Below are 13,665 nucleotides of genomic sequence, written 5' to 3' on the forward strand. Positions count from 1 at the left end.
CGTCACCACTTCCGTTCCGCCGGGCCCTGCCGCAACCAGCTCGCATCCGAGAAGTCATCGTCATCGTCATCGACATTGTCGTCGATGCGCCGCGATTCGTTGCGCGGCGCCGAATCAGACGCGCCGTCGGCGCGTCCGCCGAGCAGCAGCTCCGGATCAGTCCCGGCAGGCAGCACCTCGGCGAGCACGTCGGCCGCCCGGCGGGACGCCGCCTGCGCCGCCGCCGCTGTCAGCTGCACGATGGTCGCGGCGAGCTGCGCCGGGCGCTGCCGCTCGTAGACGTCGCCGGAGAGGACCACCTCGCGCAGCACGCCCTGCGGCCCGACCACGACCTGCACGCTGCCGTCCTCGGAGCGAGCGGTCTCGGCGATCGAGGACAAGTCGTGGTGCGTCTCGGCGAGCCGTTCCCGACTGCGCCGGTAGTCCGCCATCAGCTCCGCTACCTGGGCACGGTGGTCGGTCGACACGGCCGCTCCCCTCCCTGTTCGCTGGTGGCTCCGTCGCGGGCGCGCGGCGCCCGGCGTCCGGTCGGCAACGGCAAAGCGGTCGTCCGCGGCCGGTGACCGCAGACTGCACGTCGCGACTTGGACGCACGCCGCTGCGCTGATGGTTCCATGCCGGTCGGGGGATTTTTCGCCCGGCCGACCAGCAGAACCGGATTGTCCGATCCGACCCGGAATCACCGAGTACAGCCTGTGAACACCCTCTCAGCGCGGACCGGGAAAACCGCTGCGACGATGAGACGATGGGCATGATCGCGTACGAAGACCTCGCGCCGGGGCGGGTTTTCGACCTGGGCGACGTGGAGGTCGACCGGGCGGAGATGCTGGCGTTCGCCGAGCAGATCGCGGCGAAGAGCGAGTCATGCGCTTCACCTTCGTCGCGCTGTTCAGCACCCGGGAGCCGCGCTGAGCGTTTCAGCTGTTCATGAGCCGCGAGCGCTTTAGGCGCTATCGAGGCTGTCGTGTCTCTGAAGCGCCGAGGCTCTTAACACGCCCTAACGGGGCCGGGGGACCCCGAACTATCCAGGGCAAAGCCCGTGATGTGTGTGAGCGAACGGATCATTCGCGCCACCTACCGACGTGAACAGGCCGTTCGTTCCACACCAGTGACGCCAGGCGTACCGCCGCGGCACAACGAGTTCCCGCACACGTTCTATAGCGCCCGCAGGTACTCCCGGGTGGTTACCGGTCCGGATCTTCGCGGCGGCGCGGGTGCTGGACACGCAGGCCTGCGGTGACCGCCGCGTGCACCGTGCGCGCCAGCCCGGCGCCGACGCGGGAGCGCGGGCCGCCGTAGGGCTCGGCTTCGCCGTCCAGCGGGCAGAGGACCACCGTCGCGTCCGTGACCGTGCCGGTGCCCGCGACACCCGACTCCACCAGGGCTTGCGCCTTGGCCTCGGTAACCGTCGCGACCGCGTTTACCAGCGCCGCCTCGCTGAGCCGTACCGGGGACCAGCACACCGCGTTGATCGTGCCCGGCGTCCAGGCCTGCGCCGCCGGTTCGCGCGCCGCGGCCCAGATGGGGTGGCTGACGCCGGTTGTCACGCTCGCCTGCACACCGCCGTCGACCGAGGTCACCTCGTGGCGCACGTCGACCGCGGTGAGCAACCCGACGCCGCCGCCGGACAACCCGAGCTCATCGGCCATTTCGGCGACGTGGGCCGCCGGATCGGGATGGTCGTAGTCGGTCACTACCGTTGCGTTCAGCACCCACGATCGCGGGCCGATCCCGCCGCCGTGGGTGGCCGACGAGATCGCCAGCCACTGCCGGGCGCAGCGCCAGGCCAGCAGCGGCCGACCGTGCAGCGTGTGCAGCGCCGCGGTCGGCGCGCTCACGAACCTGAAGCGGCGGTTCCCAGGGCCTTGACCACGCGGGACGGGCTAGGTCGGCCGAGCCGCTCGGCCATCCACACGCTGGTCTCCACGAGCTTCCCGAGGTCGACGCCGTGCTTGAGGCCCAGCCCGTCGAGCATCCACACCAGGTCCTCGGTGGCCAGGTTGCCGGTGGCCGACTTCGCGTACGGGCAGCCGCCGAGCCCACCCGCCGAAGAGTCCACTGTGGACACGCCGAGTCGGAGCGCCGCGTAGGTATTGGCGAGCGCCTGCCCGTAGGTGTCGTGGAAGTGCACCGCCAGCCGGTCCACCCTGACCCCGGCCGCGACGAACGCGCGAACCAGGGCCTCGACGTGCCCGGGAGTCGCGACGCCGATGGTGTCGCCGAGCGACAGCTGCCAGCAACCCATCTCCAGCAGCCGCTTGCCCACCGAAACGACCTGCTCGACCGGCACGGCGCCCTCCCACGGGTCGCCGAAGCACATTGAAACGTAGCCGCGCACGGCCAGCCCTTCGCCGACCGCGCGCTGCACCACCGGGTCGAACATCGCGAACTGCTCGTCCAGGCTGCGGTTAAGGTTGCGCTGGGTGAACGTCTCGGTCGCCGCGGCGAAGATCGCAATGTCGCGAACACCCGATTCCAGTGCCCGGTCCAGGCCCCGAGCGTTCGGCACCAGCACGGGGTAGCGCACCCCCGGCGCCCGCTGCAGCCCCGCCAGCAGCTCGGCGGCGTCCGCCAGTTGCGGCACCCACTCCGGGCGGACGAAGCTGGTGGCCTCCAGCACGCCCAGCCCGGCGTCGGCCATCCGCTGCAGGAACTCCAGCTTGACCTCGACCGGGACGACTTCCTTCTCGTTCTGCAGCCCGTCGCGGGCCCCGACCTCCCAGATCGTCACCTCGGTCGGGAGCTCGCCCGGCTCCGGCGAGGCCATTTGCATCGGCAGCCCAAGTTCACGCGGCCCCATCAGTCGTCCTCCCTGGTGCGGTAGCCCCAGTCGTCCCGCGGGTCGTCGTTGACCTCGCGGTACAGCAAGGTGTGCACCCGCTCCACCTGCGGGATGTCGTCGAACTCCAACGGCTCGTCCGAAGCGGATTCGACGACGAGGGTGCCGCAGCCGAGTATGCGGTCCAGCAGTCCGTGCCGGAACCGCACGGAGTTGATGCGGGACATCGGGATGTCGATACCGGTGCGGGTGAACACGCCCTCGCGCACCATCAGCCGGTGCGTGGTCACCACGAAGTGCGTGGTGCGCCAGCGCACCAGCGGGGCGAGCGTGAACCAGATGATCAGGACCGCCCCGACGACACCCAGGCCGATCCAGGCGGGCAGGTGCCAGGAGGTGGGCGCGGCCAGCGCCGCCAGGTAGGATCCGCCGCCGACGACCAGGAACAGCACCAGCACCGGAACGATCAGCATCTTCCAGTGCGGGTGCTTGTGCACGACCACGTGCTCGTCCGCGCCGAGCAGGCCGTCTGGGTAGGTCACCGGGTCCTCCTCAGCCTCTTCGCCGGTTGCCGATCACGTTACCGGCTGGGCTCGTCCGATTACGCGGACATCGGTCAAGCCCGTCGCAGATGCACCACGTCTCCCGCGGACACCGCGGTGGTGCCGCCGTCGGCGGAGCGGACGACGAGCCGACCGGTCTCGTCGATGTCGGTCGCGACGCCGCGCAGCTGGTCATCCGCGCCGAGTTCGACGCGCACCTGCTGCCCGAGGGTGCTGCACAGCCGCCGGTAGCGGTCCAGCAGACCGCTGGCCACCACGTCCCCGGCCGCGCCCCGCCACCGGTCGTCGACCTCGGCGAACGACGTGAGCAACGCCACCGCGAACTCCTCGCGATCGACCTCGGCGCCCTCGGCCGCCAACGACGTCGCGGGCAGGCCGCCGGCGCCTCGCGGCAGGTCTTCGCGCTGCTGGAACACGTTGATCCCCATGCCGAGCACGATCGCCATGCCGTCCGGACCGGCCACGGCCTCGGCCAGGATCCCGGCACCTTTCGACCACTCGCCGCCGTCGCCGAGCAGCAGGTCGTTGGGCCACTTCAGCGTGGCGGGGACCCCGGTCGCGCGGTCGACGGTCTCGGCCAACGCGACCCCGGCGATCAGCGGCAACCAGGCGATCGCGGCCTGCGGCACCTTCGGCCGCAGCAACACGCTCAGGAACAGGCCATGCCCGCGATGCGACGCCCACTGCCGCTGCATCCGCCCGCGCCCGGCATGCTGCTCCTCGGCGATCAGCACGGTCCGGTCGGCGGCACCCCGCCCGGCGGCGGCCACCAGATCGGTGTTCGTCGACCCGGTGGTGGTCACCACGTCGAGCGCGGCAAAAGGACCGCCGTCGACCAACCGAGCGCGCAACCGCTCGCCATCCAGCAAAACCGGAACACCCACCACCCCAGCCTATGCCGCGGCTGAATCCCGCGGTCTTGGGACGATGGTCGCCGCTATTAGGAGGCCGAATTGGGTTCGATTGATTCGTCCGTGCCGCTGCGAGCCATCGTGCGCGGCTGCGAGATGATCCTGCAGTTCGCACCGGCGGATCGATCCGACCTGGATTCCGAGATCGTCGAGGCCACTCGCCCAGTGCCTGATCACCATGGGCGACGCTGCCAGTGATCTTCCTGTCTCGTTCCGGGCGGAGAACGATCACTTCCCTTGACTGACATGAGGCCACGCGTCCGGGTTCGACGCGCCGGCCGGCGGGAGCGCGGTCTACGCCGGCCGGTCGACCGGGGACGTCGGCATGATCGGCAAGTCCTACGACGGCACGATCGCCAACGGCGTCGGGGGCCTGCGCACCATCGTCGCGATCGTCGCGATCAGCTCCTGGTACGACTACTACCGCTCCGACGGCGTGTCGTGCGGGTTCGACCGGTGGGCCTGACCCAGAGCGTCGAGGAGGGTGGCCGCCCGGATTGCGGCCCGGTCAAGCAGGAGCTGACCGACTGCGCCCCGGCCAACGGCGACGTGACTCCACTGTGGACCGAGCGGGCCTACGTGCCGAACGCCGAGCGGGTGACCGCGAGCGTGGGACATTTCTGTCCGGAGCATCCTCAGCCGCCGAAAGACCCGCCCCGGAACTAGAAGAGGTCGTGAGCTGGCACCTCGACCCGGGTTCGCCGCTCGCGTTCGGTGGACTCCGCCTCCAGCGGCGGAACCGCAGCCGCGTCGGCAACTGCAAGCACTAGCATCGACGTGTGCGCTTCGTGCTTGCTTCCGCTTCGTCCGCCCGCCTTTCCGTGCTGCGCTCCGCCGGGATCGAACCGCTGGTCCAGGTCTCCGGCGTCGACGAGGACGCAGTGGCAGCGGCCTTGCCCGATCCCAGCCCGGCCGAACTGGTCAGCGCGCTCGCTCAAGCGAAGGCAGAAGCCGTGGTCGCCGACATCGCCGCAGCCGAACCGAACGCGGTGATCGTCGGCTGCGATTCGATGCTGCTCATGGCGCACGGGGAGATCGTCGGCAAGCCGGGAACCCGCGAGGCCGCTGCGAAGCGATGGGCGCAGAATGCCGGGAGCAGCGGGGAACTGCTGACCGGGCACGCCATCGTCCGACTCCAGGACGGCGAGATCAGCGCGCGCGCCCAGGGGCACCTGAGCACCACCGTGCGGTTCGGCGAGCCGACCGAGGCCGAGCTCGACGCCTACCTGGAGACCGGCGAACCGCTGCACGTGGCAGGCGGTTTCACGCTCGAAGGCTTCGGCGGCTGGTTCATCGAAGGCGTGGACGGCGACCCGTCCAGCGTGCTCGGGATCAGCCTGCCGCTGACCCGCAAACTCCTCGCCGAGGTCGGCGTCAGCGTCGTGACGCTGTGGAGCTCACCGAACACCGAGTGACTCCGGTTCCCGCCACCCAAGTGAATACGAACACAATTCGGTTACCTCATCACGCGGGTGGGCCGTAGTCGCGTTGGCGGCCGGGGGTTTCGCGGCAGTGCGGGCACCGAGCGGGCGCCATCACGGTCGACACCGCACCCGTCTGCAACGACATAAACTGGCGTGGCACCTGAACACGGCCGGTGCCCCCGCAGCCCCGGCACGTCGAACCTTCGGCGGCGCTATCGGGCATGGCTACCTCCTAGGCGGGTGGGCTTTCGAGCTGGCCAGAGCCATCACAGGTCCGGCAGTCCACCTCGACGACCTCTTCCCCTTCGCCCTTGCGTCGAGACTGCTGTTTCTGGCTGACAGTCCCGTTGCCGTTGCAGGTGGGGCACGTGTACAGCATCGTAGTGATCCTCTCCCTGTCTGTAATCATCTGCCGGGGTACCCCCGGCGCGGTGGGGCCGGTTGCGGCGCACTGCCGCTCGTCGACCCCACCACGGCCGCCATGTCGGGTCGGTCGGCCGTTCCGCGCCGGGGAGCTGGGGTGAATGGTCAGACGACGTCGGGGGGCCGTACGTGGTTGCGGTGGGAACACCGGCCGGGATCGGCAGCGGCATTCCCACCGGGTCTACAGGCTTTGCAACGCGGCGAGCAGCCGCCGCAGCATTCCGGGGTGCCGCGCCATCGCTTCCCGGTCATCGACCGGCAAACCAGACTCGATTAGTGGCAGGTGCCGGGTTTCCTCGACGGCGAGCGCATCGGCCAGATCGCCGCGCATCTGCACGGTGCGCGGCTCGCGCAGCTGGTGCCGGCCATGTCCGCGCGTCTCGGCCTCCACCCGCGCGACCAGATAGGCAACCGTCAGCGCACCTTCACCGCTACCGGCGTGCTGTGCCGGGGCGTAGTAGAACGTCGCCCACAGCGCGAGCCCGCCAACGCCGAGCAGACCGCTTGCGACCAACGCGGCGATCATCGGACTGTCCTCTCGCCGTCGATCACAAGTGGTTCCGGCGTCTTCCCTTCACCGCGCAGTGCAGCGGCAACCGTCGCGAGCTGGTCGCCGAGTCGCCGGATTTCGTCGTCGCTCCACCGGCCGCGCTCAACGTCGTCGGCGGCGTACCCGAGCATCAACACCGTTGCGCGGATCATGCGCCCGATGTGGGCGTGCTCGGCGCTCACCGCGCACACACCGCCGGCGGCATCGGGCATTGGGCGAGCACGTGCGCCGCCGCGTTGCAGTCCGGGCACGTCTCCCACAGCCAGGCCATGTCGCCGGTCGCGGCCTTGACGGTCCGCTCGCACAGCGTCGTGACCTTGGTGCCGTCCGGGTAGATCGACGCGGCTGGCGGGTGCTCGTCAGCGCTCGCGTGCCGCTGCCCGGCGGCTGGAACCCAATGAAAGGGGTGCGGCCGGTACGTCGCGCCAATGCTGGTCATGGCGATGACTGTGACGCCCACCCGAGCAATAATACAAGCAATTCGAGAAATTTCAGAGCAACTACGCCCATCCGGGGTAGCTACGCTACGCCGAGCGGGGTTAAGTGCCCGGCTGGACATTGACGATTGCTGAAGTTGCTTGCAGGATGCTCGGTGTTTCGACGATCTGGAGGGGCTATGAAGCTCACGTTCTTGGGGACTACCAGCATCAACGGCTCGTGCCCGAATCTGTACGCCACGGACCGGGGCACCTACGTCGTGCAGGGCTACAAGATCGACGACCCAGAAGCTCTTGCGGCGCTCTACGACCGGGGGATGCCGGAGACGGAAACCGCCGTTGAGATTCCCGCCGAGCTGCTGTCGTTCGCGCCGAAGGACACGTGATGACCCGGCTCGTACGAGGCGAGGACTTCGGGCGGCTGTTTGAGACCTTCACGCGCTCGGCCTGGCGCTGGGAATGCCAGCCCGAATACCGGGAGCCGCACGAGGCGGAAGCGTTCCGGCAGTTCCTCGCAAGCGAAACGCCCGACATGTCTTTCACGACGGAATGGCTGGCCAACGTCCGGCAGGCAACCGCAGCGGGGCGGCGCTTCGAGCGGGTGCGGGTGCTCACCGAGCCACTGACCGACTACCTACGGTTCGAGATGTTCGCGGCACCGGACAACGCTGCCGCGGGCGAGGACATCCGCGTCATGTCGACCGCCGCCGCAGCCGAGTACAACCTACCCGATCACGATTTCTGGTTGTTCGACGACGAGTTGGTCGCGATCATGCACTTCGACAGGCACGGCATGATCGCCGCCGAACTCGTCGACGACGCCGACACGGTGGCAAGGCACAGGAGGTGGCGCGGGATCGCGTGGAGTCATGCGGCACCCTTTGAGACGGTCCTGACACCCTGACCCGACGAGATGAACCTGTGAGCACACCCGAACGGCACAAGCTCGAATTCGGCGATCGACTGCGCGAACTCCGGGAAAGCGCCGGCTACTCCGGCAGGGAGTTCGCCAGCGCCGCCGGTTGGCAGCCGTCCAAGATCTCCAAGATCGAGAACGGCAAGCAGCTCGCGACCGACGCCGATCTGCTGACCTGGGTGCGGCTCACCAAGGTTCCAGAACCGGCGGCGACCGAGCTCCGCGACGAGTTGCGGACGATCCGGCTGGAATCCTCCAACTGGAAACGGCAGCTGCGGACCGGGCACCGGCGACGGCAAGAGCACAGCCGCGGTATCGAGGCCGAAGCAAGCACGATCCGTGCGTTCGAACTCGTAGTCGTGCCTGGTCTCGTCCAGACCGCTGACTACGCTCGCCACGTGCTCAGCTCGGCCGCCGCGTTGCAGCAGGTGCCGAACGACACTGACGCAGCTGTGCAGGTTCGTCTGGAACGCCAGCATGCTCTCTACGACTCGGCCAAGCACGTCGAACTGCTCATCGCTGAATCGGCCCTGCGGTACTTCGCCTGCCCGCCGCAAACGATGGTGGCGCAGATCGATCGCTTGATCGCGTTGTGCGGGCTGGCGACCGTCCGGTTCGGCATCATTCCGCTCAACACCCGGTGGCCGCACATCCCGGCAAGCGGGTTTTGGATCATCGGCGACACCGTGTTCGTCGAGACCGTCAACACTGAGATCAACACCGACGATCCCGACGACGTCGCCCTTTACAACCGACTCGCTGACAGCCTGTGGCAGGCCGCGGTCGAAGGCGACAACGCGCGGCGTCTGCTCGTGCAGATCTCCACCGAAATCGCCCAGCTACCCGATCCACCGACGACGAAGGACTGACCGTGTTCACCAACTGGCGCAAGTCCACCAAGAGCCTGCACAACCCCGAACAGTGCGTCGAGGTCGGCACCGCACCCAACATGACCGGCGTGCGCGACACAAAGGACCGCGACGGTGGCCTGCTCAGTTTCACCAACGAGCGCTGGTCGTCGTTCGTCGCCGCGATCAAGGGCGGCAAGTTCGACGCCTGACCCACAACAAAGAAGCGCCCGCCCGGTAGTCCTGGTACCGGGCGGGCGCTGGCATTTCCTCTGGGGTTAGCGCTTCGAGGAGATCCAATGTGACCGGTACAGGGTCTAAGAAAAATGTCCCCAGCTCGTCGTCCCGGTCGTGGTGGCCCGCAGCGAGGGCCTGCTCGACGACGAGGTGCTGGCCAAGCCGAGCACCCCGCTGCTCGACGACGCCAGCAACCTGGTCAAGGCCTAATGGGAGCTACCGGGTCGGCCACCGGACAGACGTGCGAGTCGTGAGTGCGCAGCAGGGCTCTAGCACGGTTACGTACTCACGACCCCTCAACTTGGGTAACCTGACGTTCGTGCACGGGCACGGTGACCGCAGCCAGGATCGGCGACCCGAGGCGCACGCACCGTCACTGTGGTGTCCGCTCGACTTCCGGCTCTTTCGTCACGCCGCTCCCACGCGTTCGATCGCGATGCCGCGCACGGACTTGAGCTCGGACACGAGCTCGGTGCAGACCTTGACCGGCCACGCGGGCAGTTCGAGCCGTGTCTTTCCCAAGTGGATGTGCACCGGGGTCGCGCCGCGGTAGGTGCCCAGCGTGTTGCGGAGCTCGGCGATCGTGTCGCTGCTGAGTTTCTTGGTGTCGGCCCGCAGCACCAACGGCGGTTCAGAGCCGGGCGCGTGCTCGGCCGCAGCGATGTCGATCGGCACAGCGTCCGAGGCGAACACGCTGATCTCGCCCTCGCGCTCGTTCACCCGACCCTTGACCGCCAGCGCGTTGTCCTCGATCAGGCAATCGGAGAACATCTCGTAGGACTGCGGAAAGAACAGAACCTCCACGCTGGCGTCGAAGTCCTCCAGCGTGACAATCGCCCACGGCTTCCCATTCTTGTTGATGCGCCGCTGAATGCCCGAGATCATCCCTGCGATCTTGGGCTGGTCCTTATCCTTGCCGTAGCCGCCGGGTTCACGTTCACCGCCGACGAGCGCGGCAATGCTGGTGTCCTGGTACGGCGCCAGCAACCGCTCGGCACCGTCCAACGGGTGCGCCGAGACATACAGGCCGAGCATTTCCCGCTCGTAGGCGAGTAGCTGCTTACGCGGCCATTCCTCGTCGGTGAATTTCAGATGCGCGAGCGGTGAGGTGTCATCGGCGGGTGCGGTGTCGTCGGCAGTGCCGAACAGGTCGAACTGCCCCATTGCCTCTTGCCGCTTGAGACCGATCACGGCGTCAACCGCGGCCTCGTGGTGCTGGACCAGCGCCATCCGGGTCTGCCCGAGCGAGTCGAACGCACCGGCCTTGATCAGGGATTCCAGGACCCGCTTGTTGCACGCGGTGATCTCGGCCTTGTCGAGGAAATCGGTGAACGAGCTGTAGCGCCCCTTGTCCTTACGGGTCTTGACGATCGACTCGACCACGTTCGACCCGACGTTGCGGATCGCGCCCATCCCGAACCGGATCCGGCCCTCGATCGCGGTGTGCTCGACGACGGATTCGTTCACGTCCGGCGGCAGCACGCGGATGCTCATCCGGCGGCACTCGGACAGGTAGACGGCGGTCTTGTCCTTGTTGTTGGCGTTGGCGGTGAGCAGCGCGGCCATGTACTCGGCCGGGTAGTGCGCCTTGAGGTAGGCGGTCCAGTACGTCACCAGGCCGTAGGCGGCGGCGTGGGACTTGTTGAACGCGTACCCGGCGAAGGGCAGCACCGTCGCCCACAGCTGGTCGATGGCTTCCTTCGAGTAGCCGCGCTCGCGCATGCCGGCCTCGAAGCGGGCGAACTGCTCGTCCATCACCTCTTTCTTCTTCTTACCCATCGCACGCCTCAGCAAGTCCGCTTGACCGAGCGTGTATCCGGCGACTTTCTGGGCGATGGCCATGATCTGCTCTTGGTAGACGATCAGGCCGTAGGTCTCGCCGAGAATGTCCTTTAGCGGTTCGTCGAGTTCGGGGTGGATCGGCTCGACGGGCTTCTTGCCGTTCTTGCGGTCGGCGTAGTCGAGGTGCGCGTTGACGTCCATCGGGCCCGGCCGGTACAGCGCGTTGACTGCCACGACATCCGGGAACTCGGTGGGCTGCAAGCGTTTCAGCAAGCTCTGCATGCCCCCGCCTTCAAGCTGGAACACACCCAAGCTGTCGCCGCAGCCCAACATCTCGTACGTCTTGGGATCGTCGAGCGGGATCTCAAGCGGTTCGATCTCCGTGCCGTGGTTGGTCTTCACCATCCGCACGGTGTCGTCGATGGTGGTCATGTTGACCAGCCCGAGAATATCGATCTTGAGTAGGCCGACCGCCTCACACTGCGGACCGTCCCACCCGGTGATGATCTCGCCGTCGTCCCGCTTCCACAGCGGCAGCACATCGAGCAGTGGTTCACGGGAAATGATGTGCGCACACGCGTGCACACCGGCGTTGCGGATCAGTCCCTCAAGGCCACGGGCGGTGTCGAAGATTTTGCCGATCTGCTGATCGTTCTCGATCAGGCTGCGGACCTCGGTGGCCTCTGCGTAGCGCTCGTGTTGCGGGTCGACGATCCCGGACAACGGGATGTCCTTCGCCGCGATCGGCGCCGGTAGCGCCTTGCTGAACTGGTCGGCGAGCTGGAAACCGGGCTGACCGAGGTGCACGCGAGCAGCGTCCTTGAACGCCGCCTTGGTCTTAATCGTGCCGTAGGTGATGACCTTCGCGAAGTACTCGGTACCGTACTTTTCCTTGGCATACTGGATGACTCGTTCGCGCTGACGCTCGTCGAAGTCGATGTCGATGTCCGGCGGCGAGTCACGTTCGGGGTTGAGGAACCGCTCGAACAGCAGCCCGTGCTGCAACGGGTCGATGTCGATGATGTGCAGCACATACGACAGCAGCGCACCGGCCGCCGAGCCACGACCCGGCCCGACCCTGATCCCGTTGTTCTTCGCCCACCGGATCATGTCGCCGACAACCAGGAAGTACGAGCTGTAGCCCTTCTCCGTGATGACCTTGAGTTCCCACTCCAGCTGGTCGCGGTACTCCTGGGTGAAGCTGTCGCCAGGGAACCGGGTTGGGATGAGCTCCTCGACCTCGTCGCGCAGCACCTCGACGTCGGTACGACCGGGCTTGATCTTGGCCTGTGGCATGCGGTTGGTCGCCGCGAACACGTCGTCGTAGCCCTCGACCATGTCGGCGATCAGCAGCGTGCTGTCCGCCGCGCCGGGCACCTCGGTGTCCCAGTATTCGCGCATCTCGGCCGACGACTTGATGTGGTAGCCGTCACCGTTGAATTTGAACCGCTCGGTGTCGGCCAGCATCGACCGAGTCTGCAAACACAGCAGCGCGTCATGGTGCCCGGCCTGATCCGCGGTCACGTAGTGGCTGTCGTTGGTCGCCACCGTGCGCAGTTCGAGCTGCTTGGCAATGTCCAGCAGCTCGCCACGGATGTTGCGCTCCATCTGGATACCGTGGTCCATGACCTCGATGAAGAAGCGGTCCGCGCCGAAGATGTCCTTGTAGTCCGAGGCGGCCTGCAAGGCCTCTTGCTTCTGGCCGAGCCGAAGCCGTGTCAGGATCTCACCGGCCAAGCACCCGCTCGTCGCGATGATCCCCTCGGAGTGATCGGCGAGCAGTTCCCTGTCCATGCGTGGCTTGCGGAAAAAGCCCTGCATGGACGCCAGCGACGACAGCTTGAACAGATTGCGCAGCCCGGTCGAGTTCTGGGCGAGCATGGTCATGTGGGTGTAGGCACCCGCGCCCGACACGTCGCCGCTCTCGCCGTACTCGTCGAGCTCCCGTTTCCCGGTGCGAGCCCGCTCACCCCAGAACACCGGCTTCTTGTGGAAACGGCTCTCCGGAGCGAGATAGGCCTCGATGCCGATGATCGGCTTGATCCCGCTCTTCTTGGCGTTCGTGTAGAAGCTGTGCGCGCCGAACATGTTGCCGTGGTCGGTCATTGCCACCGCGGGCTGTTCGAGCCGAGCGACCTCGGCGAACAGCGCGTCGTGCTTGGCTGCACCGTCGAGCATCGAGAACTCGGTGTGCACGTGCAGGTGAACGAACCGATCAGACACGCGGCCATCTCCGGAAAGATCAGATAGGGGGCGGGGGCGGGCAGAGGTCCCACAACTCTAGTCGTCCCACTCGGTGTAACCAGGCAGCATCGGGACCGTGTTGCTACCCCAGCTACACCGAGCCTTCGGCGGTTAGAGCTGGCCGGTGGGTGGCCGGCGAGTTGCGTCGTGACAGCCCATGAAAAACCACGTAAGACCAGCACTGTGCTGGCGGCGGGTATCGCCACCACGGGAAGACCAGCGCCGGACGGGCGCTGGCCAACGTGGGCACCGGTGTCGGCTCGCGGAACGTTTTTACACGTTGCGTGAACGGTGGAACGGCCCGTCGACCGGTCCTGAATCCGCGACCAGAGCCGCGCCGGGGTTCGAGAGGGCGATTGTGCCGAGGTCGGCCGCATCGGTGATGGCGCAGCGGTGCGCGACACGAAGAACCGCGCCGCCGGGTGCTTCACCACGACTGCTGGCCAGTCGGCGGCGTTCGTCGCCGCCGTGAACGCAGACGTCTGACCCGACGCCGGGAATCCGGTGTTCAACGGCGTTGAACACCGGATTCCCGCATTGTTGGCGAACGG

Annotated in this window: 18 protein-coding genes; 9 read left to right on the forward strand and 9 right to left on the reverse strand. The window is 67.3% G+C overall.

Annotation, left to right across the window (positions count from 1 at the left end):
• Positions 1-2: 2 nt before the first annotated feature.
• Complete coding sequence (locus FDZ84_RS07370; RefSeq protein WP_168585284.1) at positions 3-467, reverse strand: YbaB/EbfC family nucleoid-associated protein; 465 nt, start codon at positions 465-467, stop codon at positions 3-5.
• 278 nt (positions 468-745) lie between these two features.
• Here FDZ84_RS07370 and FDZ84_RS37670 point away from each other — a divergent pair, with 278 nt between their 5' ends.
• Positions 746-931 (forward strand): hypothetical protein, encoded by a 186-nt coding sequence (locus FDZ84_RS37670; protein WP_210435463.1) that lies wholly within the window; start codon positions 746-748, stop codon positions 929-931.
• A gap of 253 nt (positions 932-1,184) precedes the next feature.
• Here FDZ84_RS37670 and FDZ84_RS07380 read toward each other — a convergent pair whose 3' ends face one another.
• The 4 genes from FDZ84_RS07380 to FDZ84_RS07395 form a co-directional block, all read right to left on the reverse strand.
• The gene (locus FDZ84_RS07380; protein WP_168585285.1) at positions 1,185-1,838 is read right to left on the reverse strand and encodes an adenosylcobinamide amidohydrolase; all 654 of its coding nucleotides are present in this window, start codon (positions 1,836-1,838) and stop codon (positions 1,185-1,187) included.
• A complete protein-coding gene (locus tag FDZ84_RS07385) occupies positions 1,835-2,800 on the reverse strand; it encodes a hydroxymethylglutaryl-CoA lyase (protein WP_168585286.1) in 966 nt (321 codons plus the stop codon). Before FDZ84_RS07385 ends, FDZ84_RS07380 begins: the two co-directional genes overlap by 4 nt.
• Complete coding sequence (locus FDZ84_RS07390; protein ID WP_168585287.1) at positions 2,800-3,321, reverse strand: PH domain-containing protein; 522 nt, start codon at positions 3,319-3,321, stop codon at positions 2,800-2,802. Before FDZ84_RS07390 ends, FDZ84_RS07385 begins: the two co-directional genes overlap by 1 nt.
• A 74-nt stretch (positions 3,322-3,395) precedes the next feature.
• Positions 3,396-4,229, reverse strand: a complete 834-nt coding sequence (locus tag FDZ84_RS07395; protein WP_210435464.1) for a biotin--[acetyl-CoA-carboxylase] ligase — start codon at positions 4,227-4,229, stop codon at positions 3,396-3,398.
• 349 nt (positions 4,230-4,578) lie between these two features.
• On the opposite strand from FDZ84_RS07395, the gene FDZ84_RS40540 reads away from it, so the two are divergent.
• The 3 genes from FDZ84_RS40540 to FDZ84_RS07405 all read left to right on the forward strand — a co-directional run bounded on the left by FDZ84_RS40540 (position 4,579) and on the right by FDZ84_RS07405 (position 5,668).
• The gene (locus FDZ84_RS40540; RefSeq protein WP_371812804.1) at positions 4,579-4,719 is read left to right on the forward strand and encodes a CocE/NonD family hydrolase; all 141 of its coding nucleotides are present in this window, start codon (positions 4,579-4,581) and stop codon (positions 4,717-4,719) included.
• Positions 4,710-4,919, forward strand: a complete 210-nt coding sequence (locus FDZ84_RS40545) for a hypothetical protein (protein WP_371812805.1) — start codon at positions 4,710-4,712, stop codon at positions 4,917-4,919. Before FDZ84_RS40540 ends, FDZ84_RS40545 begins: the two co-directional genes overlap by 10 nt.
• Positions 4,920-5,032: 113 nt before the next feature.
• Positions 5,033-5,668, forward strand: a complete 636-nt coding sequence (locus tag FDZ84_RS07405; protein WP_168585289.1) for a nucleoside triphosphate pyrophosphatase — start codon at positions 5,033-5,035, stop codon at positions 5,666-5,668.
• A gap of 613 nt (positions 5,669-6,281) precedes the next feature.
• Here the strand turns inward: FDZ84_RS07405 and FDZ84_RS07410 are convergent.
• From FDZ84_RS07410 to FDZ84_RS07420, 3 genes are read right to left on the reverse strand one after another with little or no spacing between them, the layout of a single operon-like run.
• The gene (locus FDZ84_RS07410) at positions 6,282-6,626 is read right to left on the reverse strand and encodes a hypothetical protein (RefSeq protein WP_168585290.1); all 345 of its coding nucleotides are present in this window, start codon (positions 6,624-6,626) and stop codon (positions 6,282-6,284) included.
• Positions 6,623-6,832, reverse strand: coding sequence for a hypothetical protein (locus FDZ84_RS07415; RefSeq protein ID WP_168585291.1), 210 nt, complete (start codon positions 6,830-6,832; stop codon positions 6,623-6,625). Before FDZ84_RS07415 ends, FDZ84_RS07410 begins: the two co-directional genes overlap by 4 nt.
• Positions 6,829-7,089, reverse strand: a complete 261-nt coding sequence (locus FDZ84_RS07420; protein ID WP_246868859.1) for a zinc finger protein — start codon at positions 7,087-7,089, stop codon at positions 6,829-6,831. The genes FDZ84_RS07415 and FDZ84_RS07420 overlap by 4 nt, the downstream gene beginning before the upstream one ends.
• Before the next feature lie 177 nt (positions 7,090-7,266).
• Here FDZ84_RS07420 and FDZ84_RS07425 point away from each other — a divergent pair, with 177 nt between their 5' ends.
• The 4 genes from FDZ84_RS07425 to FDZ84_RS07440 are packed head-to-tail and all read left to right on the forward strand — an operon-like array spanning position 7,267 to position 9,063.
• A complete protein-coding gene (locus tag FDZ84_RS07425; protein ID WP_168585293.1) occupies positions 7,267-7,473 on the forward strand; it encodes a hypothetical protein in 207 nt (68 codons plus the stop codon).
• Positions 7,473-7,991: a DUF6879 family protein gene (locus tag FDZ84_RS07430; RefSeq protein ID WP_168585294.1), complete on the forward strand. Its 519-nt coding sequence runs from the start codon at positions 7,473-7,475 to the stop codon at positions 7,989-7,991. The genes FDZ84_RS07425 and FDZ84_RS07430 overlap by 1 nt, the downstream gene beginning before the upstream one ends.
• A 17-nt stretch (positions 7,992-8,008) precedes the next feature.
• Positions 8,009-8,872 carry a helix-turn-helix transcriptional regulator gene (locus FDZ84_RS07435; RefSeq protein ID WP_168585295.1) on the forward strand — a complete coding sequence of 288 codons (864 nt, stop codon included), beginning with the start codon at positions 8,009-8,011 and terminating at the stop codon, positions 8,870-8,872.
• A 2-nt stretch (positions 8,873-8,874) separates the two neighbouring features.
• A complete protein-coding gene (locus FDZ84_RS07440; RefSeq protein ID WP_371812806.1) occupies positions 8,875-9,063 on the forward strand; it encodes a DUF397 domain-containing protein in 189 nt (62 codons plus the stop codon).
• A gap of 433 nt (positions 9,064-9,496) precedes the next feature.
• Here FDZ84_RS07440 and dnaE read toward each other — a convergent pair whose 3' ends face one another.
• The gene (gene dnaE / locus FDZ84_RS07445; RefSeq protein WP_210435465.1) at positions 9,497-13,093 is read right to left on the reverse strand and encodes a DNA polymerase III subunit alpha; all 3,597 of its coding nucleotides are present in this window, start codon (positions 13,091-13,093) and stop codon (positions 9,497-9,499) included.
• Between the two features lie 339 nt (positions 13,094-13,432).
• On the opposite strand from dnaE, the gene FDZ84_RS07450 reads away from it, so the two are divergent.
• Positions 13,433-13,600: a DUF397 domain-containing protein gene (locus FDZ84_RS07450; protein WP_168589876.1), complete on the forward strand. Its 168-nt coding sequence runs from the start codon at positions 13,433-13,435 to the stop codon at positions 13,598-13,600.
• The last annotated feature ends 65 nt before the right edge of the window (positions 13,601-13,665 follow it).

This window comes from Saccharopolyspora sp. ASAGF58 (genome assembly GCF_012277335.1).
GTDB lineage: Bacteria > Actinomycetota > Actinomycetes > Mycobacteriales > Pseudonocardiaceae > Saccharopolyspora > Saccharopolyspora hattusasensis.